General features: G+C 69.3%; 20 protein-coding genes. 11 read left to right on the forward strand and 9 right to left on the reverse strand.

Features of this window, described 5'->3' with window-relative positions; translation table 11 throughout:
- The first annotated feature begins 54 nt into the window (after positions 1 to 54).
- Positions 55 to 1,950, forward strand: coding sequence for a helix-turn-helix domain-containing protein (locus BJ988_RS02625; protein WP_179656550.1), 1,896 nt, complete (start codon positions 55 to 57; stop codon positions 1,948 to 1,950).
- A gap of 11 nt (positions 1,951 to 1,961) precedes the next feature.
- Here BJ988_RS02625 and BJ988_RS02630 read toward each other — a convergent pair whose 3' ends face one another.
- From BJ988_RS02630 to BJ988_RS02650, 5 genes are read right to left on the reverse strand one after another with little or no spacing between them, the layout of a single operon-like run.
- Complete coding sequence (locus BJ988_RS02630; protein ID WP_179656551.1) at positions 1,962 to 2,963, reverse strand: branched-chain amino acid ABC transporter permease; 1,002 nt, start codon at positions 2,961 to 2,963, stop codon at positions 1,962 to 1,964.
- The gene (locus tag BJ988_RS02635; RefSeq protein WP_179656552.1) at positions 2,960 to 3,832 is read right to left on the reverse strand and encodes a branched-chain amino acid ABC transporter permease; all 873 of its coding nucleotides are present in this window, start codon (positions 3,830 to 3,832) and stop codon (positions 2,960 to 2,962) included. Before BJ988_RS02635 ends, BJ988_RS02630 begins: the two co-directional genes overlap by 4 nt.
- Before the next feature lie 42 nt (positions 3,833 to 3,874).
- The gene (locus BJ988_RS02640; protein ID WP_179656553.1) at positions 3,875 to 5,122 is read right to left on the reverse strand and encodes an ABC transporter substrate-binding protein; all 1,248 of its coding nucleotides are present in this window, start codon (positions 5,120 to 5,122) and stop codon (positions 3,875 to 3,877) included.
- 60 nt (positions 5,123 to 5,182) lie between these two features.
- Positions 5,183 to 5,890, reverse strand: a complete 708-nt coding sequence (locus BJ988_RS02645) for an ABC transporter ATP-binding protein (RefSeq protein ID WP_343051424.1) — start codon at positions 5,888 to 5,890, stop codon at positions 5,183 to 5,185.
- Complete coding sequence (locus tag BJ988_RS02650; protein WP_343051426.1) at positions 5,883 to 6,656, reverse strand: ABC transporter ATP-binding protein; 774 nt, start codon at positions 6,654 to 6,656, stop codon at positions 5,883 to 5,885. The genes BJ988_RS02645 and BJ988_RS02650 overlap by 8 nt, the downstream gene beginning before the upstream one ends.
- A 232-nt stretch (positions 6,657 to 6,888) precedes the next feature.
- Here BJ988_RS02650 and BJ988_RS02655 point away from each other — a divergent pair, with 232 nt between their 5' ends.
- Positions 6,889 to 8,562 carry a tannase/feruloyl esterase family alpha/beta hydrolase gene (locus BJ988_RS02655; RefSeq protein ID WP_179656554.1) on the forward strand — a complete coding sequence of 558 codons (1,674 nt, stop codon included), beginning with the start codon at positions 6,889 to 6,891 and terminating at the stop codon, positions 8,560 to 8,562.
- Positions 8,563 to 8,615: 53 nt separating this feature from the next.
- A complete protein-coding gene (locus BJ988_RS02660) occupies positions 8,616 to 10,115 on the forward strand; it encodes an amino acid permease (RefSeq protein WP_179656555.1) in 1,500 nt (499 codons plus the stop codon).
- A 31-nt stretch (positions 10,116 to 10,146) separates the two neighbouring features.
- On the opposite strand, the gene BJ988_RS02665 is transcribed toward BJ988_RS02660, so the two are convergent.
- Positions 10,147 to 11,112, reverse strand: coding sequence for an ArsR/SmtB family transcription factor (locus tag BJ988_RS02665; RefSeq protein ID WP_179656556.1), 966 nt, complete (start codon positions 11,110 to 11,112; stop codon positions 10,147 to 10,149).
- Positions 11,113 to 11,168: 56 nt separating this feature from the next.
- Between BJ988_RS02665 and BJ988_RS02670 the strand changes: the two genes are divergently transcribed.
- A complete protein-coding gene (locus BJ988_RS02670) occupies positions 11,169 to 12,431 on the forward strand; it encodes an MFS transporter (RefSeq protein ID WP_179656557.1) in 1,263 nt (420 codons plus the stop codon).
- Here BJ988_RS02670 and trhA read toward each other — a convergent pair.
- Positions 12,392 to 13,132, reverse strand: coding sequence for a PAQR family membrane homeostasis protein TrhA (gene trhA / locus BJ988_RS02675; RefSeq protein ID WP_246321393.1), 741 nt, complete (start codon positions 13,130 to 13,132; stop codon positions 12,392 to 12,394). The genes BJ988_RS02670 and trhA overlap by 40 nt on opposite strands.
- Positions 13,133 to 13,244: 112 nt before the next feature.
- On the opposite strand from trhA, the gene BJ988_RS02680 reads away from it, so the two are divergent.
- From BJ988_RS02680 to BJ988_RS02690, 3 genes are all read left to right on the forward strand, one after another.
- Positions 13,245 to 14,021 (forward strand): isoprenyl transferase, encoded by a 777-nt coding sequence (locus BJ988_RS02680; RefSeq protein ID WP_179656558.1) that lies wholly within the window; start codon positions 13,245 to 13,247, stop codon positions 14,019 to 14,021.
- Positions 14,022 to 14,320: 299 nt separating this feature from the next.
- Positions 14,321 to 15,715, forward strand: a complete 1,395-nt coding sequence (gene phoH2 / locus BJ988_RS02685; protein ID WP_425490788.1) for an RNA 5'-3' helicase PhoH2 — start codon at positions 14,321 to 14,323, stop codon at positions 15,713 to 15,715.
- A gap of 196 nt (positions 15,716 to 15,911) precedes the next feature.
- Positions 15,912 to 16,625, forward strand: a complete 714-nt coding sequence (locus BJ988_RS02690; RefSeq protein ID WP_179656559.1) for an aggregation-promoting factor C-terminal-like domain-containing protein — start codon at positions 15,912 to 15,914, stop codon at positions 16,623 to 16,625.
- A gap of 105 nt (positions 16,626 to 16,730) precedes the next feature.
- Here BJ988_RS02690 and BJ988_RS02695 read toward each other — a convergent pair whose 3' ends face one another.
- On the reverse strand, positions 16,731 to 18,119 hold the full coding sequence (locus BJ988_RS02695) for a class II fumarate hydratase (protein WP_179656560.1): 1,389 nt from the start codon (positions 18,117 to 18,119) through the stop codon (positions 16,731 to 16,733).
- Between the two features lie 18 nt (positions 18,120 to 18,137).
- Positions 18,138 to 18,833 (reverse strand): spermine/spermidine synthase domain-containing protein, encoded by a 696-nt coding sequence (locus BJ988_RS02700; RefSeq protein WP_425490789.1) that lies wholly within the window; start codon positions 18,831 to 18,833, stop codon positions 18,138 to 18,140.
- Positions 18,834 to 18,861: 28 nt separating this feature from the next.
- On the opposite strand from BJ988_RS02700, the gene BJ988_RS02705 reads away from it, so the two are divergent.
- From BJ988_RS02705 to BJ988_RS02720, 4 genes are read left to right on the forward strand one after another with little or no spacing between them, the layout of a single operon-like run.
- Positions 18,862 to 19,728 (forward strand): glucose 1-dehydrogenase, encoded by an 867-nt coding sequence (locus BJ988_RS02705; protein ID WP_179656561.1) that lies wholly within the window; start codon positions 18,862 to 18,864, stop codon positions 19,726 to 19,728.
- Positions 19,728 to 20,240 carry a DUF6328 family protein gene (locus BJ988_RS02710; protein ID WP_179656562.1) on the forward strand — a complete coding sequence of 171 codons (513 nt, stop codon included), beginning with the start codon at positions 19,728 to 19,730 and terminating at the stop codon, positions 20,238 to 20,240. Before BJ988_RS02705 ends, BJ988_RS02710 begins: the two co-directional genes overlap by 1 nt.
- A gap of 6 nt (positions 20,241 to 20,246) precedes the next feature.
- Positions 20,247 to 20,747, forward strand: coding sequence for an NfeD family protein (locus tag BJ988_RS02715; RefSeq protein ID WP_343051429.1), 501 nt, complete (start codon positions 20,247 to 20,249; stop codon positions 20,745 to 20,747).
- Positions 20,748 to 20,761: 14 nt separating this feature from the next.
- The gene (locus tag BJ988_RS02720) at positions 20,762 to 21,826 is read left to right on the forward strand and encodes an SPFH domain-containing protein (protein WP_179656563.1); all 1,065 of its coding nucleotides are present in this window, start codon (positions 20,762 to 20,764) and stop codon (positions 21,824 to 21,826) included.
- Positions 21,827 to 21,952 lie beyond the last annotated feature (126 nt).

Below are 21,952 nucleotides of genomic sequence, written 5' to 3' on the forward strand. Positions count from 1 at the left end.
ACTATGGGGTGATCCCATATGTCGGCGAGCCCGTAGAAGTGTAACTTCGGTCACATGACGGTCGATGTGGTCGCGTTCCTGGAGCTGCTCGCCGGGGATGCCGCCGAGGCCGACTTCGAGGGGCCGTCGCGGTCCGCGCGAGCGGCGGGGGCGACGGCCGAGGAGCAGGCGCGGGTCGACTATGCCAAGGGGCTCGCCCTCCAGGTCAGGGACATCCTCGAGGCACGCCGCCGGCGCGAGGGCGAGCTGGGCGCGCTGTTCGAGTCGGCCAACGACCTGGCGATGCTGACCAACCTGGAAGCGGTGCTGCAGGCGATCGTGACCCGGGCGAAGCAGCTGCTGAACAGCGACGTCGCCTACCTGACCCTCAACGACGAGCGCCGCGGTGAATACATGCGGGTGACCGAGGGGATCCTGACCGCAGCCTTCCGCTCGACCCGGATCCCCTACGGCATCGGGCTCGGCGGCCTCGTCGCCCAGACCATGAAGCCCTACTCGACCGCCGACTACATCCCCGACGAGCGCTTCCGGCACGCCCCCGACATCGACGGCGCCGTCAGTGGAGAGGGCATCCGCGCGATCATCGGCGTACCCCTCCTGCTCGGCACCCAGGTCATCGGCGTCCTCTTCGCCGCCAACCGCGCCGTACGTCCCTTCGGCACGGAGGCGAGCGCACTGCTCGTCTCCCTCGCCGCCCACGCCGCGATCGCCGTGGACAAGGCCCGGCTGCTCGAGGAGACCCGGGCCGCGGTGGCTGAGCTCGAGGTCACCACCCGCAAGCTGCAGGCGCGCAACGAGGCGGTCGAGCGTGCCGCCGACGCCCACGACCGGCTCACCAGGATCGTCGTCGAGGGCGGTGGCGTCGACGATGTCGTACGCAGCGTCGCCGAGGTCCTCGGCGCCCGCGTCGTCGTCCTGGACCTCAGCGGAGAGACCATCGCGAGCAGCGCCCCCGGCCAGCCCGTCTCCGACTACGAGGCCGCCGTGACCAGACGCAGTCTCGACCTGAGCCGCACCGCCGGCAGCGGTGACATCTACGCCACCCCGGTCCTCGCCGGAGCCGAGCAGCTCGGCTCGATGCTGCTGGGCCCGCGCGAGGTCGACCGCGAGGACGGGGACCTGGACGATGGCGACCAGCGGATCCTGGAGCGGGCGGCGCTGGTCACGGCGCTGCTGCTGCTCTTCCGCCGAAGCGTCGCCGAGGCCGAGGGGAGGGTGCGGGGCGAGCTCCTCGACGAGCTCCTCTCCGGCACCACCCCGGATCCGGAGACGCTGCGCGAGCGCGGCCGCCTTCTGCAGGCAGACCTGTCCAGGTCCTACGCGGTGGTGGTGGCCGACGTCCCCGGCGACCGGGCGCGGGTCGGTCAGGCGGCGACGTTCGTCGCGGCGACCCACGACGGGTTCGCGGCGGTGCGGCAGGGACAGGTCGTGCTGATCTTCCCCGACTGCGACGCCCGCGCTGCCGGCGAGCTGGTCGTCGAGGGGCTGCGGCTGTCGGCGGGCGCGCCGGTCACCGTCGGCGCCGCCGGTCCGGTCCCGGGACCGCTGAGCAGCCCCGGCGCCGTGGTGAGGGGCTACGACGAGGCTCGGCGCTGCCTGGCGGCCGCGATGACCCTGGGGCGCGAGGGCCAGGTGGTCACCGCCGACGACCTGGGCTTCGTGGGACTGCTGCTCGGCTCCGACGGGCACCCGGCGGCGTACGTCACCTCACGGCTGGGCCCGGTGATCGACTACGACGCCGCGAAGGGGTCGAAGCTGGTGGAGACCCTGCGGACCTATTTCGCCGCCGACCGCAACCTCACCCGCACCGCCGGCGCGCTGCACGTCCACGTCAACACCGTCACCCAGCGTCTGGAGCGCGTCACCCGCCTGCTCGGCAAGGGATGGCAGGAGCCGGAGCGCCAGCTCGAGGTGCAGCTGGCGCTCCGGCTCCATCTGCTGGTCGCCTGAGCCGCCTACGTCTAGGTCGGCTTCCGCCGGCTGAGCCAGAGGTGGCGGGCGGTGCCCCAGATGCCACGGCGGAAGAGCAGCACCACGGTCACGAACACGCCCCCGGTGACGATCCCGATCCCGTCGAACCCGGACGAGGCCAGATAGTCGGCGAGCAGCACGATCAGGCCCGCGCCGATCACGCCGCCCCACAGCGTCCCGATCCCGCCGAGCACCGTCATCAGCACGACCTCGCCGGAGGTGGCCCAGTGCAGCTCGGGCAGCGCCACGAACCCGTGCGAGACGGCGAAGACACCGCCGGCCAGCCCGGAGAGCCCGGCCGAGAGGACGAAGACGATCAGCTTGTAGCGCTCCACGTCGTAGCCCAGCGCCCGGGCTCGCGGCGCGTTGTCGCGGATCGCGACCAGCACCCGCCCGAAGGGGGAGTGGACGATCCGCCACGCGGCCCACATCCCGAGCAGGATGATCGGCAGCGCGGCGTAGTAGAAGAAGAACGAGTCGGTCTCGACCGCCTCGATCCCGAAGAACGACCGCGGCACGCCCTGGAGCCCGTTCTCGCCGCCGGTGAGCGCGGAGGCCTGGTTGGCGATGAAGAAGAGCATCTGCGCGAAGGCGAGGGTGACCATCGCGAAGTAGATCCCCGACCGCTTCACCGACAGATAGCCGATCGGCAGGGCCAGGAGCATCGCGAAGAGCGCCCCACCGAAGACCGCCACCGGGAAGGGAACACCGAAGTGGATGGCGATCAACCCGGTCGCGTACGCCGATCCGCCCCAGAACGCGGCGTGACCGAACGAGAGCAGGCCGCAGTAGCCCAGCAGCAGGTCGAGGGCCACGGCGAAGAGCGCCCACGCGGCGATGTCCATGGCCACCGGCGGGTAGACGAACCACGGCAGTCCCAGCGCCACCAGCAGGCCGACGGCCAGCAGGACCAGCCGCTGCCAGGGCCGCGCCCCCGCGATCGCCGCATGCTGCTCGGTGACGCTCGCGCCGGCTGTTGCGATGGACGTCATGCCGCCGCCTCCTCTCGACCGAAGAGCCCGGCCGGGCGGGCGAGGACCACCACGGCCATCAGCACGAAGATCAGCACCTGCGCGAACGTCGGTGCGTACGCCTGCCCGAACGCCTCCACGAGCCCGACCAGGAATCCGCCGACGACGGCGCCGACGATCGAGCCCAGCCCGCCGATCACCACGACCGCGAACAGGATGATGATGAAGTCGCTGCCCATCTCGGCGGTGATCGCCCGGAACGGCGCCGCCAGCACTCCGGCCAACCCGGCCAGCGCGACCCCGAAGCCGAAGACCGGGGTCACCCAGCGGCCGACGTTGATCCCGAGCGCACCGGCGAGCTCGGGCCGCTCGGTCGCGGCCCGGACGATCATGCCCACCCGCGTACGCGTCATCAGCAGCCAGACGCCGAGGCAGACCAGCAGGGCCACGCCGATCACGAAGAGCTGGTAGACCGGCAGCCCGACCCCGGCCACCTGGATCCGGCCGCTGAGCGCGTCAGGGCGCTCGTAGGGCAGGCCGCTGACGCCGTAGCGGCGCTTGACCAGGTCGACCAGCAGCAGGGTCAGCCCGAAGGTGAGCAGCAGGTTGTAGAGCGGGTCGAGGGGCAGCAGCCACTGCACCAGCAGCCGCTCGACCAGCATCCCGAAGACCAGCATCAGCAACGGCACCACGATCAGCGCCAGCCACAGACTCATCCCGACGGTGTCCAGGAGCACCGCGGCGGCGACCGCTCCCAGCATGTAGAAGGCGCCGTGGGCGAAGTTGACCACACCCAGCACCCCGAAGATGACCGCCAGGCCGAGCGCGGCCAGCGCGTAGAAGCTGCCGGCCGCGAGCCCTTGGACGGTGTATTGCAGAACCGCGTTCATACCAATCCTTCTGGCCGTTCCTCTGGACGTCGAACCGATCGGCTACATCGAGCAGCCGGACTCCGCCGCCGGGCGGAACGCCTCCTCGGCCGGGATGGTCTTGATGATCTCCTCGTAGTCCCAGTCCTCCTTGACGGCGTCCGGGCCCTTGACCCGAGCCAGATAGACGTCGTGGATGACCCGGTGGTCCTCAGCACGGATCTCGCCGTTGCGCAGGAACATGTCGTCGACCTTCTTGCCCTCGAGCTCCTTGACGACCGCGTCGGCGTCGTCGGTGCCGGCCGACTGGACCGCCTCCAGATACTGCAGGGCCGCGGAGTAGTTGCCGGCGTGGGCGTACGTCGGCCGGTCGCCGGTCTCCTCCAGGAAGCGGTCGGCCCACTCGCGGGACTTCTCGTCGAGGTTCCAGTACCAGGCGTCGGTGAAGATCGTGCCCTCGAAGGCCTCGACGCCCAGCGAGTGGATGTCGGAGATGAACATCAGCCCGACGGCCAGGTCGATGCCCTTCTCCTTCAGGCCGGAGTCGTTGTACTGCTTGACCAGGTTGATCAGGTCGCCACCGGCGTGCATGGTGCCGATGACCTGCGGGTTCGCGGCTCCTGCCTTGGTGATGTACGTCGCGAAGTTGTCGTTCGGGAACGGCGTAGCGATCGTGCCGCCGACCTTGCCGCCGCCGGCCTCGATGGCGCCGGTGAACGACTTCACCATGTCCTGGCCGAAGGCGTAGTCGGGGTAGATCAGCTGCCAGTTCTTGTCGCCCTCCTCGGTCACGACGGTGCCGGTGCCGTTGGCCAGCATCCAGGTGTCGTACGCGTAGTGGAAGGTGTACTTGTTGCACTGGGCACCGGTCAGCTCGGTCGTCCCGGCGCCGATGTTCATGTAGAGCTTCTTCTTGTTCTTCGCCTGCGTCGCGACGGCGAGGGCCGCCGACGAGGTCGGGACGTCGAGGATGATGTCGGCACCCTCGCGGTCGTAGAGCTCCTGTGCCTTGGTGTTGGCGATGTCCGGCTCGTTCTGGTGGTCGGCCGAGGTCACCTCGATGTCCTCGACGACGGCGTCGTCGCCGTACTTCTCCTGGTAGTCGTCGATCGCCATCTGGATGGCGACCTTCGAGTTGGGGCCGGAGACGTCCTTGTAGACGCCGGAGGCGTCGTTGAGCAGGGCGAGGACCACCTTGTCGTCGGTGAAGTCGCCTCCGCCGGCGCTCGGACCGCCGGCGCCGCAGCCTGCGGTGACCAGGACACCTGTCATCAAGATGGAGGCGCCGGCAACTGTGCGTCGCTTGTTCATCGTGTCTCTCCTCGCGGGGGTTGGGACTGCGCTGGTTGGGACTGCGCTGATTGCTTGGGGTCAGATCCCGAGGTGTTCGAGCAGTTCGTCCTGACGTGCGACGAACTCGTCGTTGTCCAGGCTCTCGACGAGTCGGCCCTGGGCGAGCAGGTAGTGGCGGTCGGCGACGGTGGCGGCGAAACGTACGTTCTGCTCGATCAGGAGCACGCCGATACCGGACTGCTTCGCGGTCCGCACGATGTCGCCGATCTGGGCGACGATGACGGGGGCGAGACCCTCGGAGGGCTCGTCGAGGAGGAGCACGCGGGCGCCGGTGCGGAGCACCCGGGCGACGGCGAGCATCTGCTGCTCACCGCCCGAGAGCGTCGTCCCGCCCGCACGCCGGCGGCTGCCGAGGGCGGGGAAGGCGTCGTAGACCTGCTCCAACGTCCAGGCCGACTCCGAGACCTTCGGCGGAAGGAGCAGGTTCTCCTCGACGCTCAGGTTCGCGAAGATGCCCCGGTCGTCCTGCACCCAGCCGAGCCCTGCGCGGGCACGCTTGTGGGCGGGCAGCGAGGTGATGTCGCGACCGTCGAGCCGGATCGTCCCGGTCAGCTGCTTGTGGAGACCCATCAGGCAGCGTACGAGGGTGGTCTTGCCGGCGCCGTTGCGGCCGACGAGGGTGACGACCTCGCCCGCGGCGACGCTCAGGGTGGCCTCGCTCAGGGCCTGGGCCTCGCCGTACCAGGCGCTCAGCTCGACGACGTCGAGCATCCGAGTATCAAGCACTGTGGGCCTCCCCGAGGTAGGCGGTGATGACGCGGGGATCCGCGCGCACCTCGTCGTAGGGGCCCTCGGCCAGCACCGAGCCCTGCTGCAGCACCGTCACCTGGTCGGCGAGCTGGCCGACGACGTGCATGTTGTGGTCGACGAAGATGACGGTGCGGTCCTCGGCGATGCGCTGGACGAGCTCGATGGTGCGGTCGACGTCCTCGATGCCCATCCCCGCTGTCGGCTCGTCGAGCAGCAGGAGCTTCGGCTCGACGGCGAGCACGAGAGCGAGCTCGAGCGCACGCTTCTGGCCGTACGCCATCAGCCCGGTCGGCTTGTCGGCCAGCTCGGTCAGGCCGACCTCGGCCAGCAGCCTGTCGACCTCGTCGCGCCGCTGCCCGAGGAGCTTCTCCGAGCGCCAGAACTTCAGGCCCTGGTTGGTCAGCCCCTGGAGCGCGATCTCGACGTGCTCGCGAGGGGTGAGGTTCTCGAAGAGGCTGGTGATCTGGAAGGAGCGGGCCACCCCGTGACGGGTGATCCGCTCCGGTGCCATCCCGGTGACGTCGTCACCGAAGACCGTGATCCGTCCGCTGGTGGGCTTCAGGAAGCCGGTCAGCAGGTTGAACAGGGTCGTCTTGCCGGCTCCGTTCGGGCCGACGAGCGCGTGCACGGAGCCCTCGACGACCTCCAGGTCGACGGAGCTCACCGCGCGGAAGCCACGGAAGTCCTTGGTGAGACTCTCGGTCCGCAGTGCCCATCTCGAGGCTGATGTGGTGCTCGTCACAGGGGCGACGCTAGGGAAGTGGTGAGGCGTACGCCATAGGGGTTAGGGACACACTGAACCGGTCCGCTGTGTGGCTGATCCCCATGCCGTCGCCCTGGCGGGCGGCTCGTGGCCGACCACATCCCGAGGCCGGGAGATGTGTGTGCCGACCACATGGCGTACGTCACACCGCGTCGCGATGCTTGACGGATCCGAAGGCCGGCCCAGGTGGGCCCCGTTCAGGAGGCCAACCATGCCCCACGCCCGTCTCGTACGCAGATTTCTGACCGCCGGCTCGTCGCTGGCCCTCGCCGCCGCGGCTCTGGTCGTCGGCCACGTGCCCGCGAACGCCGCGCCGTCGAAGGGCGGCGCCGACTGCTCGTCGCTGGTCGGGCTGAAGATCCCCGCGCAGCGCATCGGTCTGCCCACCACCGGTGCCGAGGTCACCGCGACATCGTCGGTGCCGGCGTCGGGAACCGGTCCGGCAGCGCTCCCGGCCTACTGCCGCGCCGACATCGCGATCCACCCGGTCGACTCCGCCGCGCCGGACATCCGGATGGGCCTGGCGCTGCCTGACGGGTGGAACGGCCGGACGATGATGTTCGGCGGTGGTGGCTACAACGGCACCGTCCCCAGCCTCACCCAGAACGTGCCCTTCGGCCCGGTCGACCAGCGCACCCCGCTCGGACGCGGCTACGCGACCTACGCCAGCGACTCGGGCCACCAGGCCGACCCCGGCCGCCACCCGATCCCCAGCCTGGACGGCTGGTTCGGCCGCTCCGACGAGGCGCTGCGCAACTTCTCGGGTGACGCGCTCAAGAAGGTGCATGACACCGCGGCGTACGTGATCCGGAAGGCCTTCGGCCGCGCCCCCGCCACGGCCTACTTCGCCGGCGGCTCGACCGGTGGCCGCGAGGCGCTGGCGGTCGCGCAGCGCTGGCCGCGGGACTTCGACGGGGTGATCTCGGCCTACCCCGCCTGGAACGCCGCCACCCTCGATCTCTTCTTCGGCCGGATCACCCATGAGTTCGCCAAGCCCGGCGCCTTCCCGTCTCCGGCCCAGCAGGCCCTGGTCGCGCGACGGGTCCTGGCCGCCTGTGACGGCGGCGACGGGCTCGAGGACGGCGTGATCTCCGACGAGGCCGGCTGCGACTTCGAGCCGGAGACGCTGCTGTGTGGCGAAGGGGAGGCCCCGGGTGCCACCTGCCTCTCCCGTGAGCAGGTGGACGCGGTGGTCGCCGCCGACAGCAGTTGGCGGCTGCCCTATCGGGTCGCCAGCGGGGAGTGGGGCTACCCGGGGTTCCCGCTGCTGTCAGGGGCCCGGATGACGACCCCGATCCTCGGCTTCGGCACCACCGCACCAGCCGACCCGATGCCGGTGACCGCCGGCTACGGCATGCAGTTCTGGAACCAGTGGGTCAAGCACTTCGTCGCCCGAGACCCGCAGATCAGCCCGTTCGCCATCGACCCGGCCGACCCGGGGGAGTGGCAGCGCCGGATCAGCGAGCTGACCGCGCTCCAGGACGTCAACGATGCCGACCTGCGACCCTTCGCCCGCTCGGGCGGCAGGCTGATCCTGGTCCACGGCGCCGCCGACGAGCTGGTCAGTCACCGCTCCACGATCGACTACTACCAGCGGGTCGAGCGGGTGATGGGGAAGTGGGCGACCGAGCGGTTCTCGCGCTTCTATCTGGTGCCGGGTGCCAATCACGCCAACTTCGCTCCGGTCGCCTACTCCGCCTCCTACGACTCGCTCACGGCGATGGAGAAGTGGGCGGAGGAAGGGGTCGCGCCGGACGAGAACCAGGTGGTCGCCGACGGCAACGCCGGGGCCGACCGCACCCGGCCGCTGTGCGAGTGGCCCGCCTGGCCTGCGTACGTCGGTGGGCCCGCGGCGGAGGCGGGCAGCTTCCGGTGCGAGCGATGACGGGGTGACCCCGAAATGTCGACATGGCAGATCCGGATGGTTTGCTATCCCTCATGTCCGTTTGGCGAACAAAGTCCATCGAGCAGTCTCTCGCCGATGCCGACCACCCTGACTTCAAGCTCAAGCGACGGCTCACCTCCGTCGACCTGACCGTCTTCGGGATCGGCGTCATCATCGGCGCGGGGATCTTCACCCTGACCGGTCGGGCCGCTGCCGAGTACGCCGGACCAGGTGTGGTCTTCTCCTTCGCCATCGCCGCGTTCTGCTGTGGCCTGGCGGCGCTCTGCTACGCGGAGTTCGCCTCGGCCGTCCCGGTCTCCGGGTCGGCGTACACCTTCTCCTACGTCACCCTCGGCGAGATGCTGGCCTGGATCATCGGCTGGGACCTGATCCTGGAGATGATCCTCGGTGCGTCGGTGGTCGCGCAGGGTTGGAGTGCCTACCTGGTGACGTTCCTCGAGGAGATCGGTCTCGGGTGGCCCGAGGGCTTCGGTCCGGACGCCAACGCCGAGTTCGGTCAGCCCAACCTGGCCGCACTGCTGCTCGTGGTCGTCCTGGTCGGCCTGGTCGCCATCGGCATCAAGGAGTCGCTGCGGGTCAACCTGGCGCTCGTCGCGGTCAAGCTGTTCATCGTCCTGTTCGTCATCGTCGCCGGCATGTTCTACATCTCCGGCGACAACTACGACCCGTTCGTCCCCGAGCGCGCAGGCTCCGTCGGCAGCGAGGGCATCCATCAACCGCTGATCCAGTGGGCCTTCGGCCTCGAGCCGCAGACGTTCGGTGTCCTCGGCATCATCTCGGCCGCCTCGGTCGTCTTCTTCGCCTACCTCGGCTTCGACGTCGTCGCCACGACCGCGGAGGAGGCCAACAACCCTCAGCGCGACCTGCCCCGCGGCATCATCGGCTCGCTGGTGATCTGCACGTTCCTCTACGTCGCCGTCGCCCTGGTCATCACCGGCATGGTGAAGTACGACCAGATCGACCCCGAGGCCGCGCTCGCGACCGCTTTCCGCGACGTCGGCCGCAGCGGCTTCGCGACGTTGATCTCGGCCGGTGCCGTCGCCGGCCTCACCACCGTGGTGATGACGCTGATGATCGGCGCGATCCGGGTCGTCTTCGCGATGAGCCGCGACGGTCTGTTCCCGGTCAAGTTCGCTCACGTCAACCCCAAGACCGGCACCCCGATCCGGATCACCCTCGTCATCGGTGCCTTCGTCGCGATCGTGGCCACGTTCACCCCGATCGGCAAGCTCGAGGAGATGGTCAACATCGGCACCCTGACGGCGTTCGCGCTCGTCTCGATCGCCGTGCCGATCCTGCGCAAGCGCCGCCCCGACCTGCCCCGCTCCTTCAAGGTGCCGTTCAGCCCGGTGCTGCCGATCCTGGCCGCGGTGATCTGCTTCTACCTGATGCTCAACCTGAGCGTCGAGACCTGGCTGCGGTTCCTGGCCTGGATGGCGCTCGGCTTCGCCATCTACTTCCTCTACGGCTACCGCAACTCGCGGCTCGGCAAGGGCGGCGACGACAAGGCCGCCGAGCCGCTGCACATGTGAGGGCTCTCGCAGACGGGACGAGGCCGAGAGGTCATCTCGCGGCGTCGATGAAGCGGTCGCCGAGGTCGGAGCGCAGGTAGAGGACCGAGCGGCCGTGGCGGGCCGAGGTCAGCAGGCCGGCGGCGCGCATCGCCCGCAGATGCTGGTTGACGGCCGCGGCGGTGACCCCGAGGCGTACGGCCAGCTCGGTCGACGAGGCCGGAGCCTCCAGCATCGTCAGGAGCCCCGAGCGGGTCTCGCCGATGAGATCGCGGAGCGCGTGCGGCGCCCGCGGCCGGTCGGTGGTCCAGAGTGTGCCGAGGCCGCGGGCCGGGTAGAACATGACCGGTGGCTCGTCCGCCGAGATCGGCGTCGACGGGTTGAGGCTGAACAGGGTGGGGACCAAGGTGAGTCCGATGCCCGCGGTCGTACGCCGGTAGTCGACCTTCGACGTGACGAGCCGGATGGTGAGCAGGTCGTCGGCAAGCACCACCCGCGGTGAGATGTCGGCGAACATCGTGGCCATGCCGGAGTGGACGATCGTGCGCCCACGATGGACGATGTCGGCCTCCAGCACCGCTCGCATCCGCTGCCAGTGCGGCTCGAAGCAGGCCTCCCAGTAGTCCCGCAGAGCTGCGAGCACCCGGCGCAGCACCGCCTGCGGAAGTCCGTCCAGCGCAGCCGGCCGACCCACGGCGTCGAAGTGGACGGCGTCGAGGTCGGCGCGCACCCGGGGCGGCGGTGTCGCCGCGACGACCTCGAGCTCCTCCTCGAGCCGGGCGAGGGGATCGCGCGGCCGCGGGTTGAGGAAGTCCGGCGTCCAGAGTCGCTGGTTGGTCAGCGCCAGCAGGGCCTCCCGGTCGAGGTCCGCGGCTTCCACGGCGCGGAGCCAGGGCAGATGGAGGGGGAAGCGGCCGGGATCGCGCAGGGCCCGCAGCGAGAGGGTGAGCTCGTTGAGGGGGGAGATGGCGAACCTGACCTCGCTCAGGTCGGCGCCTGTCAGCTCGTACCTCACCATGAAGCAATACGCTATATCGTTAACGGTTCACGGGTGCCGAATGCGACAACTGGGCCATGATCCGACCTCCCAGCGACCCGGTCGAGCGTCCGCTCGTCGGCGCCGTCGCGGCCCTCTCGCTCGCACGCGGCATGTTCTTCGCGGTCAGCGCGCTCTACTTCACCCGCGTCGTAGGGCTCTCGGCGGTGACCGTCGGCGTCGGGCTCACCGTCGCCGGCGGAGTCGGTGTGCTCGCCACGTACGCCGGTGGGCGGGCCAGCGACCGCTGGGGCGCCGACCGGGTTCAGTTGTGGGCGATGGCGAGCTACGGCATCGCCCTGCTGGCCTACGCGCTGGCGCGGGACGTAGCCGCGTTCGTGCTTGTCGCGACCTGGGTCTCGGCCTCACGTGGCTTCCACTCGAGCGCCCAGTCGACGCTGGTCGCGCGCTGGTTCGTCGGCCCTGAGCGGGTGGCGGTCCGGGCACGGCTGCGGGTGGTGATGAACGTGATGATAGGAGTGGGCACGCTGCTCGCCGCCCTGGCGCTGGCGGTGGACACCGCGACCGCCTACCGCACCACGATGGTGATCGTCGGCGTGCTCACCACGCTGGCGGCGGTGCCGCTCATCGGGCTCAGGCGCCGGGTCGCCGGGCTGGCCGAAACCATGGATGCCGGGGCCGGGCCCACGGCCGTCAAGGGGCCCTCGCCGCTACGGGACCGCACCTATGTGACCGTGACCGTGCTCAGCGGGGTGATGGCGATCCACTTCGGGGTGACCTCGATCGCGGTGCCGCTGTGGGTGGCCGACCACACCGACGCTCCGACGGTCCTGGTCTCGCTGCTGCTGGTGGTGAACACGGTCTACGTCGCGCTCTTCCAGGTGCGGGCATCACGAGGAACTCACGACATCGCGACTGCGGGACGGGCTGTGCGCGGTGCGGGATTCCTGCTGTTGGCCGCCTGCGTGCTCTTCGCCGCGGCCGAGTACGTCGGACCCGTGGTCGCCACCGGCGTACTGCTGCTCGCGGCCCTGGCCGTCTCGGCGGCCGAGACCCGCGGAGAGGCGGGCAGCTGGGGACTGGCCTTCGAGCTCGCCGACCAGGAGCGACCCGGCGCCTACCAGGGGGTGAGCCAGATGGGCTACGCGCTCGCCCACATGCTCGCTCCGCTGGTGGTGACCGCCACCGCGATCGACCACGGCACCGGCGGCTGGATGGTGCTGGGCGCGATCTTCGCGGTCACCGGCATGCTCACCGCGGTGCTCGCGAGGCACGCGGCGGCAGCGCGAGCGCCGGAGACTCAGCGCAGCGCGTACGTGGCGAGCGAGACGCCCGTGTAGTGAGCGACGAACGCCAGGATCGTGAAGGTGTGGAAGACCTCGTGGAAGCCGAACCAGCGCGGCCAGGGGTCGGGCCGCTTGAAGCCGTAGATGACGCCACCGGCGGTGTAGAGCGCGCCGCCGACGCAGATCAGCGTGAAGGTGGCGATCCCGATGCCGACCCCGAGCGCCACGGCGCCGGTGAAGAACGCCGGGATGAAGAAGACCGCCGCCCAGCCGAGGGCGATGTAGTTGGGGACGTAGAGCCAGCGCGGGGCGTCGTTCCAGAAGACCCTGAACAGCACACCGAGGATCGCGCCGGTCCAGACCACCGAGAGCAGCACGACCTGCGTGAGACCATCGAGGAGCAGCAGAGAGAACGGCGTGTAGGAGCCGGCGATCATCAGCATGATGTTGGCGTGGTCCCAGCGCTTCATGATCGTGAACCACCGCTCGTTCCACCGCCCGAGGGCGTTGACCCGGTGGTAGACCGCGGAGACGGTGAAGAGCAGCAGGGCGGCCATGGTGAACACCGCGGCACCGACCCGGGGCGCTCCTGCGGGCGCCAGCACGATCAGGACGATCCCCGCCGCCAGCGTGAGCGGCGCGGTGGCCAGGTGGATCCAGCCGCGCATCTTCGGGAGGGCCTCGTGAACGGTCGAGGAGACCGAGTCGGAGATGTTTCCGACCTTGAGGCGCATGGCGTCTGTCATCTCACTCATATTGGTCAAGGCTATCGGCTCGACCTGAAGATCCGGTGAATCCCGTCCGCCGGTTGGGGATGTATCCCGTCCCGCTGGGTGATGTGGTCGCGCCGCCGATACCCTTCTGCTCGTGGCAGACTGGAAGGAAGGCGTACGTCGGGTTCTCTACCCCGCCTACGAGGCGCGGATGCTGCGCAAGATCGACAGCTCCAAGCTGCCCAAGCACGTCGGCGTGATGCTCGACGGCAACCGCCGCTGGGCCAAGGAGGTCGGCCAGTCGACCGCCCACGGCCACCGTGCCGGCGCGGCCAACATCGAGCCGCTGCTGAGCTGGTGCGACGAGATCGGCATCGAGGTCGTCACCCTGTGGCTGCTCTCCACCGACAACCTCAACCGTCCCGCCGAGGAGCTGGCCCCCCTCCTGGAGATCATCGCCGACGCCGTCGACTCGCTGGCAGACGTTCGCCGCTGGCGGCTGCATCCGGTCGGTGCGCTCGACCTGTTGCCCGACTGGCTGTCCCACCGTCTCAAGGCCGCCGAGGAGGCCACCCGTGACGTCGACGGGATGCTGGTCAACGTCGCTGTCGGCTACGGCGGCCGGCGCGAGATCGCCGATGCCGTACGCGCCCTGCTCAACGAGCACGCGACCCGCGGCACCTCGCTGGAGGAGCTCGCCCAGATCATCGACGTCGAGCACATCGCCGACCATCTCTACACCAAGGGCCAGCCCGACCCCGACCTGGTGATCCGCACCTCGGGGGAGCAGCGCCTGGGCGGATTCCTGCTCTGGCAGAGCGCCAAGTCGGAGTTCTACTTCTGCGAGGCCTACTGGCCCGACTTCCGGCGTACGGACTTCCTGCGTGCCCTACGGGCCTACGCCCACCGCGAGCGTCGCCTCGGCAGGTGACCGCTGGTCGGCACGTTGCGGGGCGTCACCAGGTGTTCACAAAGAAAAATGCTGCGTGTTGCCACGGACCGTTGGTCCGGCGAAGTAGCGTTGTAGCAACGGCGGGGAACAAAATCTCGCCGCACCTGGAGGCCCGTTACGTGAGTAGTCACGAACTGAACCTGCGTCAGGATCGCATCGATCCCGACGGGTGTGAGGCGGTCGGCACCCCGACTGACGGTCCACCGTCCGGTCCATCTGATTAACGATGAAATGACCGGACTCAAGGGTGTGTGAGCCGGTCGCGAGAGGTGATCCGCGTGGCCAACCGAACCACGAACGAGCTCGTCACCGAGGCCGATGCGTCGGCCGCTCCGACACCGGCGTCGGAGTCCTCCACCGCTGAGAGCGAGTCGCCTACCGTGCGAACGTACGTTCTCGACACGAGCGTCCTGCTCTCGGATCCGAAGGCCATGACGCGCTTCGCGGAGCACCACGTCGTGCTTCCGGTGGTGGTGATCACCGAGCTCGAGGGGAAGCGGCACCATCCGGAGCTGGGCTACTTCGCCCGCTCCGCACTCCGGCAGCTCGACGGGCTGCGGATCACCCACGGTCGCCTCGACATGGCGGTCCCGGTCGGGGAGGAGGGTGGCACCATCCGTGTCGAGCTCAACCACACCGACCCGTCCTCGCTGCCGAGCGGCTTCCGGCTCGGTGACAACGACACCCGCATCCTCGCGGTCGCGCGCAACCTGAAGGGCGACGGGCTCGACGTGACCCTGGTGTCCAAGGATCTGCCGATGCGGATCAAGGCCTCCGCGGTCGGGCTCGACGCCGAGGACTACCGCGGTGAGCGGATCAACGACTCCGACCCGGGCTACTCCGGGATGGCCGAGCTGGACGTCCCCTCCGCGGAGCTCGACGAGCTCTACGACGACGGCGTCCTCGACCTCGACGCGGCCCGTGACCTGCCCTGCCACACCGGTCTGGTGCTGATGTCGGACCGTGGCACCGCGCTCGGCCGGGTCGGCCCGGACAAGCAGGTCCATCTCGTCCGCGGTGACCGGGAGGTCTTCGGGATCCACGGCCGCTCCGCGGAGCAGCGGATCGCGCTGGAGATGCTGCTCGACCCGGAGGTGGGCATCGTCTCCCTCGGCGGACGCGCCGGCACCGGAAAGTCCGCGCTGGCTCTCTGCGCCGGCCTCGAGGCGGTCATGGAGCGCAACCAGCACAAGAAGGTGGTCATCTTCCGGCCCCTCTACGCGGTCGGTGGTCAGGAGCTCGGCTACCTGCCCGGCACCGAGGGCGAGAAGATGTCGCCGTGGGGCCAGGCGGTCTTCGACACCCTCTCCGCGGTGACCACGCAGGAGGTGATCGACGAGATCATCGACAGGGGCATGCTCGAGGTGCTGCCGCTGACCCACATCCGCGGCCGGTCGCTGCACGACTCCTTCGTCATCGTCGACGAGGCGCAGTCGCTGGAGCGCAACGTGCTCCTCACGGTGCTCTCCCGGATCGGGGCCAACTCGAAGGTCGTGCTGACCCACGACGTCGCCCAGCGCGACAACCTCAGGGTCGGACGCCATGACGGCGTGGTCGCGGTGATCGAGAAGTTGAAGGGCCACCCGCTCTTCTCGCACGTCACCCTGACCCGCTCCGAGCGCTCGCCGATCGCGGCGCTCGTCACCGAGATGCTGGAGAACGTGGTCCCGTGACGCCGTAATCCTTCTCACCCCGACGGCCCCAGACCCGTGAGGTCTGGGGCCGTTGTGGCTTGTGTGACTCAGGTGACGGATGTGATGCTCAGGACGGCCATTTCTGACCTACAAACGGTGCGTCCAGTTTGATACGGGGTGGGCGCTCATGCATTGTTTGCGGGTCTGCAATGCCTCAGCCCCCGAATGAGAGCCCGTGACCAAGCCAGTTCATCGTGCCCCGCGACATCGCGGTGCGCCAGCGAATCCGCTTGTCGACGTTCCGCACAAGGCTGCGCGTACGACCGCCAAGACAACCCTCCTCCTCTCCGTCCTCGCCCTCGGCGGGACCGGCGCGGCAGTCGCCGGTGGGGTGGCCTACAGCGGGCCAGCCACCGATGACGCGACGCTCAGCGCGGGAGATGCGGCAGCCGCCGACATCCCCGAGCTCAGCGACGCCCAGCGCGCCGCGATCGAGGCCGAGTCTGCCGCCCGCGGCAGCGAGACCTCGTCCCTGTCGCGTTCGGCCGGTGACCGCCGTGAGGTCGCCGATCCCGGCAAGCAGGCCGCGCTGTCGGCCGGCAACGACGTCCGGGCGATCGCCGGTGTCGAAGAGATCGAGATCGACCTTCGCAACCCCAAGGACATCGCCAAGTCGATGCTCGGCGACTTCGGCTGGGGGTTGGACCAGTTCTCCTGCCTCGAGCCGCTGTGGGAGAAGGAGTCCGGCTGGAACCACACCGCCGACAACCCCTCCTCCAGCGCCTACGGCATCCCGCAGGCCCTTCCGGGCTCCAAGATGGCCAGCGCCGGCGAGGACTGGGAGACCAACCCCGCCACCCAGATCGAGTGGGGCCTCGGCTACATCAACGACCGCTACGGTTCGCCCTGCGGCGCCTGGAGCCACTCCCAGTCCATCGGCTGGTACTGAGCGATCGCCGAGTCGGCTCGAGCTGACTCCAGATCACGCCGAGTCGGCGCGTTAGAACGCGCCGACTCGGCGTGGGTTTTGGTCAGTTCGAGCCGACTCGGCGTATCAGGGGTGGGTCATCGACTCGACGTCCAAGGCTTCGTCCAGCTGGGCTTCGGTGAGGGTGCCGTTGGCGACGTAGCCGAGCTCGATGACGGTCTCCCTGATCGTGGCGCCCTCGGCGAGGGCCTGCTTGGCGACCTTGGCGGCGGCCTCGTAGCCGATGTACTTGTTCAGCGGCGTGACGATCGAGGGGGAGGACTCGGCGTAGCCGCGCAGACGCTCGGTGTCGGGGACGATCCCGTCGACGGTGCGCTCGGCCAGGACGGTCATGGCGGTCGACAGCAGGCGGATGGACTCCAGGACGTTGCGGGCCATCACCGGCATGGCGACGTTGAGCTCGAAGGCGCCGGACGCCCCTGCGGCGGTCACCGCGGCGTCGTTGCCGATGACCTGGAACGCGACCATCAAGACGGCCTCGGGCACGACCGGGTTGACCTTGCCCGGCATGATCGAGGAGCCGGGCTGGAGATCTGGCAGGTGGATCTCGGCCAGGCCGGTGGTGGGGCCTGACGACATCCAGCGCAGGTCGTTGTTGATCTTGATCAGGCCGACCGCGATCGTCTTCAGGACCCCGGACAGCTCGACCAGCGAGTCGCGCGTGCCCTGGGCCTCGAAGTGGTTGCGGGCCTCGGTGAACGGCTGGCCCGTGCGGTTGGCGAGATCGGCGATCACGGACTGCGGGAACCCGGCGGGCGTGTTGATGCCGGTGCCGACCGCCGTGCCGCCGAGCGCGAGCTCACGCACCCTGGGCAGCACCGACTCGAGTCGCTCGGCCGCGTAGCGGACGGTGGCGGCGTACCCTCCGAACTCCTGGCCGAGGGTGACCGGTGTGGCGTCCATCAGATGCGTACGCCCCGACTTCACCAGGCCGGCGAACTCCTCGGCCTTCGCCTCGAGCGAGCCGGCCAGCACGTCGATCGCGGGCAGCAGCTGCTCGGTGACGCCGACCGCCGCGGCGACGTGGATCGCGGTCGGGAAGGTGTCGTTGGAGGACTGCGAGGCGTTGACGTGGTCGTTGGGGTGTACGTCCCTGCCGGCCCGCGCCACCAGGGAGGCGATCACCTCGTTGGCGTTCATGTTGGACGAGGTGCCGGACCCGGTCTGGAAGACGTCGATCGGGAACGCGTCGTCGTGGCGACCCTCGGAGACCTCGCCCGCGGCCGCGATGATCGCCTCGGCCTTGTCGCCGGGGAGCACGCCGAGGTCGAAGTTGGCCTTGGCGGCCGCGGCCTTCACGTGGCCGATCGCATGGATCAGCGCCGGCTCGATGGGAGTGCCCGAGATGGGGAAGTTCTCCACGGCCCGCTGGGTCTGGGCGCGCCACAGCGCGTCCTTCGGGACCCGTACCTCACCCATGGAGTCGTGCTCGATGCGAAAGCTCATGTCGTCCATGTCTGGTTCAACCTTTGACTAGTTGGTGCCATTCCTTGGTGAGACCCCGCCGGTAGACAGCCAGCCCGCGTAGAGCCAGTACGTCTCTTCGTGCCCCTGCAGGTCGACGGGGTAGGAGTGCGTCTCGGCGACGTCGAAGACCTGCGTCATCACCTCCAGCAGCGCCGGAGCCTCCGCCGCCGACCACACCACCACCGTGCCACCCGGGGCGGTGGACCGCCGCGCATGGGCCAGCGCAGGCGCCTCGTAGAGTGCTCCGTTGGCGTCATGGACCAGGTAGCCGGGGCCGTTGTCGACGTCCAGCAGCACGACGTCGTACGCCTCGGCCGGGCTCTCTCGCAGGACCACGGCCACGTCGGCGACCTCGATATGGACTCGCTCGTCGTTCAGGAGCTCGGGACCGTGGGGGACCCGGCCGCTCCGCATCCACTCGACCAGGCGCGGCTCGATCTCGACGACCGTTACCGACTCGACGCGCGGGTCGGTCAGCACCGCCTCGAGGGTGAAGCCGAGCCCCAGGCCACCGATGAGCACCTGTCCCGGCTGAGCGTGCAGCTCGAGAGCGCGCGTCGCGAGCGCCTTCTCGGTCGAGGTCTCGCGGGTGTCCATCACGAAGATCCCGTTGGCCCGCAGCTCCAGGTGGCCGTCCGCCCGATGCCGCAGGGCCAGGCCACCGTCGACGATCACCGATTCCATCCCACTCACGGTCTCCATTCTGTCGGATGTGGGTACCGGAGCGGTCATGAGCGATGACAACACCCAGTTTCCAGCCCAGCAGCAGGAGCCTCCTGGCCTCACCGGCGAGATGGAGCCGCTGCCCGACCACGGCGAGTCCAGCTACGAAGGCCACGGCCGCCTCGACGGAAAGGTCGCGCTGATCACCGGCGGCGACTCCGGCATCGGTCGCGCGGTCGCCCTCGCGTACGCGCGCGAGGGCGCCGACGTGGCGTTCACCTACCTCCCCGAGGAGGAAGCGGACGCGCAGGCGACCTCGAAGCTGATCGAGGACGCCAAGCGTACGTCGCTGGCCATCCCGATCGACCTGCGTGAGCGCGAGGCGTGCGACGAGGTCGTCGAACGTACCGTGCAGGAGCTCGGCGGCCTCGACATCCTGGTCAACAACGCCGGCTACCAGTTCGCCCGCGACAAGGGCCTGACCGACATGGACGACGAGCGGATCGACCGGACGTTCAAGACCAACCTGTACGCCCTCCTCTGGCTGAGCCGGGCCGCCGTCCCGCACCTGAAGAAGAGCAAGGGCTGCGTCATCAACAACGCCTCGATCCAGGCGTACGAGCCCACGACCAGCCTGCTCGACTACGCCGCGACCAAGGCGGCGATCAACAACTTCACCGTCAACCTCGCGGCAGAGCTCGGCCCTGACGGGGTCCGGGTGAACGCGGTGGCTCCTGGACCGATCTGGACGCCGCTGCAGCCCGCGACGCAGGCGCCGGAGAAGGTGCAGAAGTTCGGGGCGAACACTCCGCTGGGGCGCGCCGGCCAGCCGGCCGAGGTCGCACCGGCGTTCGTGTTCCTGGCCTCGCCCGCGGAGGCGTCCTACGTCTCCGGGACCGTCCTCGGGGTGACTGGGGGACGGCCGGTCTTCTGATGGCAGCCAGGGGCGACGACGATGGCGACGACGAGCGCGAGGTCGAGGGAGGGGGTCCGAACGAGCGCCCGGAGGAGCGCATCACCCGCAACTGGAACGAGCTCCTCCAAGAGCTGCGAGTGCTGCAGACGGGCGTGCAGATCCTGACCGGCTTCCTGCTGACGGTGCCCTTCTCGCCACGCTTCCCCGACCTGGACGATCACCAGAAGACGATCTACCTCATCGTGCTCGTCGGCTCGGTCATCACCACCTGCCTCATCATCGCTCCGGTCTCCTTCCACCGGATCCTGTTCCGGCGCCGGCAGCGGCCATGGTTGGTGCGGGCCTCGCACGCCTGCGCCCGGGCCGGGCTGGTGGGCTTTGCGATCGTCTCCGCGCTCGTGGTGCTGCTGGTCTTCGACGTCGTCGTCTCGTTCGAGATCGCCGTCGTCGCCGCCGTCTGCGTGCTGATCCTGTTCGTGTCTCTGTGGGTGGGCCTGCCGCTGCTGAACGGACGGAACAACTCTCACTGATCGGGTGTGACCATCACCACACCGGGAGTAGGCTGGGGGGAAACCGAGGCTGGTGGGCTTATGTGGTCGATCTTCTGGATCATCGTCGCCGTGCTGCTCGGAGTAGCCGAGGCGTTCACGATGACGCTGGCGTTCGCTTTCGTCGCCGGCGGGGCGCTCCTTGCCGCCGGCAGCGCTGCGCTCGGCGCGCCGGTGCTGGTGCAGGCGCTCGTCTTCGTGCTCGCAGGCGGCGGCAGCGTACTGCTGGTGCGGCCGGTGGCGCGACGACACCTGGCTCTGCCGCCGCCGGTGCGCGACGGCACCGATGCCTTGGTCGGTCGTCAGGCGGTCGTCCTCGCGGAGGTGAGCTTCGACCATGGCCTGGTGCGCCTCGGCGGGGAGGAATGGTCGGCCCGGCCCTACGACGAAGACCTCGTCATCCCGGTCGGATGCCGGGTCGACGTGCTCGAGATCGAAGGCGCGACGGCGCTCGTGCATCCGCGCGACCCGTCGTCGCTGTCGCCCTAGGAAGGTCGTACGACATGGAGCTTCTGCTGATAGTCCTGGTCCTGGTCGCGCTGGTGGTGGGTGCGGTCGCCTCGACGGTGCGGATCGTGCCACAGGCGCGGCGTTACAACATCGAGCGCTTCGGGCGCTACCGGGGCACCTTGCAGCCGGGGCTCAACTTCGTGATCCCGCTGGTGGACCGGGTCAACACCAAGCTGGACGTGCGTGAGCAGGTCTACTCCTCCAACCCGCGCCCCGTCATCACCGAGGACAACCTCGTCGTTGCCATCGACACGGTTCTCTACTACCAGATCACCGACCCGCGGGCGGCCGCCTACGAGGTGGCCGACTACCTGCAGGCGATCGACCAGCTCACCGTGACCACGTTGCGAAACCTGATCGGATCGATGGACCTCGAGTCCACCCTGACGTCTCGGGAGACCATCAACGTCCGCCTGCGTGAGGTGCTCGACGACGCCACCGGGAAGTGGGGGATCCGGGTCAACCGGGTCGAGATCAAGGCGATCGACCCGCCGGCCTCGATCAAGGAGGCGATGGAGAAGCAGATGCGCGCCGAGCGGGACAAGCGCGCCGCGATCCTGCACGCCGAAGGCAAGCGCGCCTCGCTGATCCTCGAGGCAGAGGGCACCCGGCAGAAGTCCATCCTGGAGGCGGAAGGCAACCAGCAGGCCCGGGTGCTCGAGGCCGACGGTGAGGCCAACGCGCTCGAGCGGGTCTTCCAGGCCGTCCACGCCAACGACGCCGACGCCAAGGTCCTGGCCTACAAGTACCTCGAGATGCTGCCCTCGCTCGCCGCCCACGGCAACTCGTTCTGGGTCATCCCGGGCGAGCTCACCGAAGCGATGCGTACGGTCACCGGCGCCTTCGCCGACAGCGCCTCCAGGTCTGCGGGCAACAGCAACGGCATCAACAACGGCATCAGCAACGGCGACAGGAACGAGAACGAACGACGTACGCCGCCGGTCCCCGCCCCGCGCGAGGCCATCGAGCAGGCCCAGCGCGAGGCTCACGAGGCGGCAGCCAAGGCGGTCGAGCAGGCCAAGGAGGAGTCCGCCCGCGCGGACCGCATCATCGGCTGACGTACGTCGTTGGCCTGACGGGCATGCCGACCATTCTGGTGGACGCGCGCTGCGGCAACCGTCGGGAGCAACGGCCACAAGACGTACGCATCGGCTGCCCGACACGCCGAGACACGGCGTGTCGCA

Origin of the sequence: Nocardioides panzhihuensis (genome assembly GCF_013408335.1) — a bacterium.
In the GTDB taxonomy this organism is placed as follows: domain Bacteria; phylum Actinomycetota; class Actinomycetes; order Propionibacteriales; family Nocardioidaceae; genus Nocardioides; species Nocardioides panzhihuensis.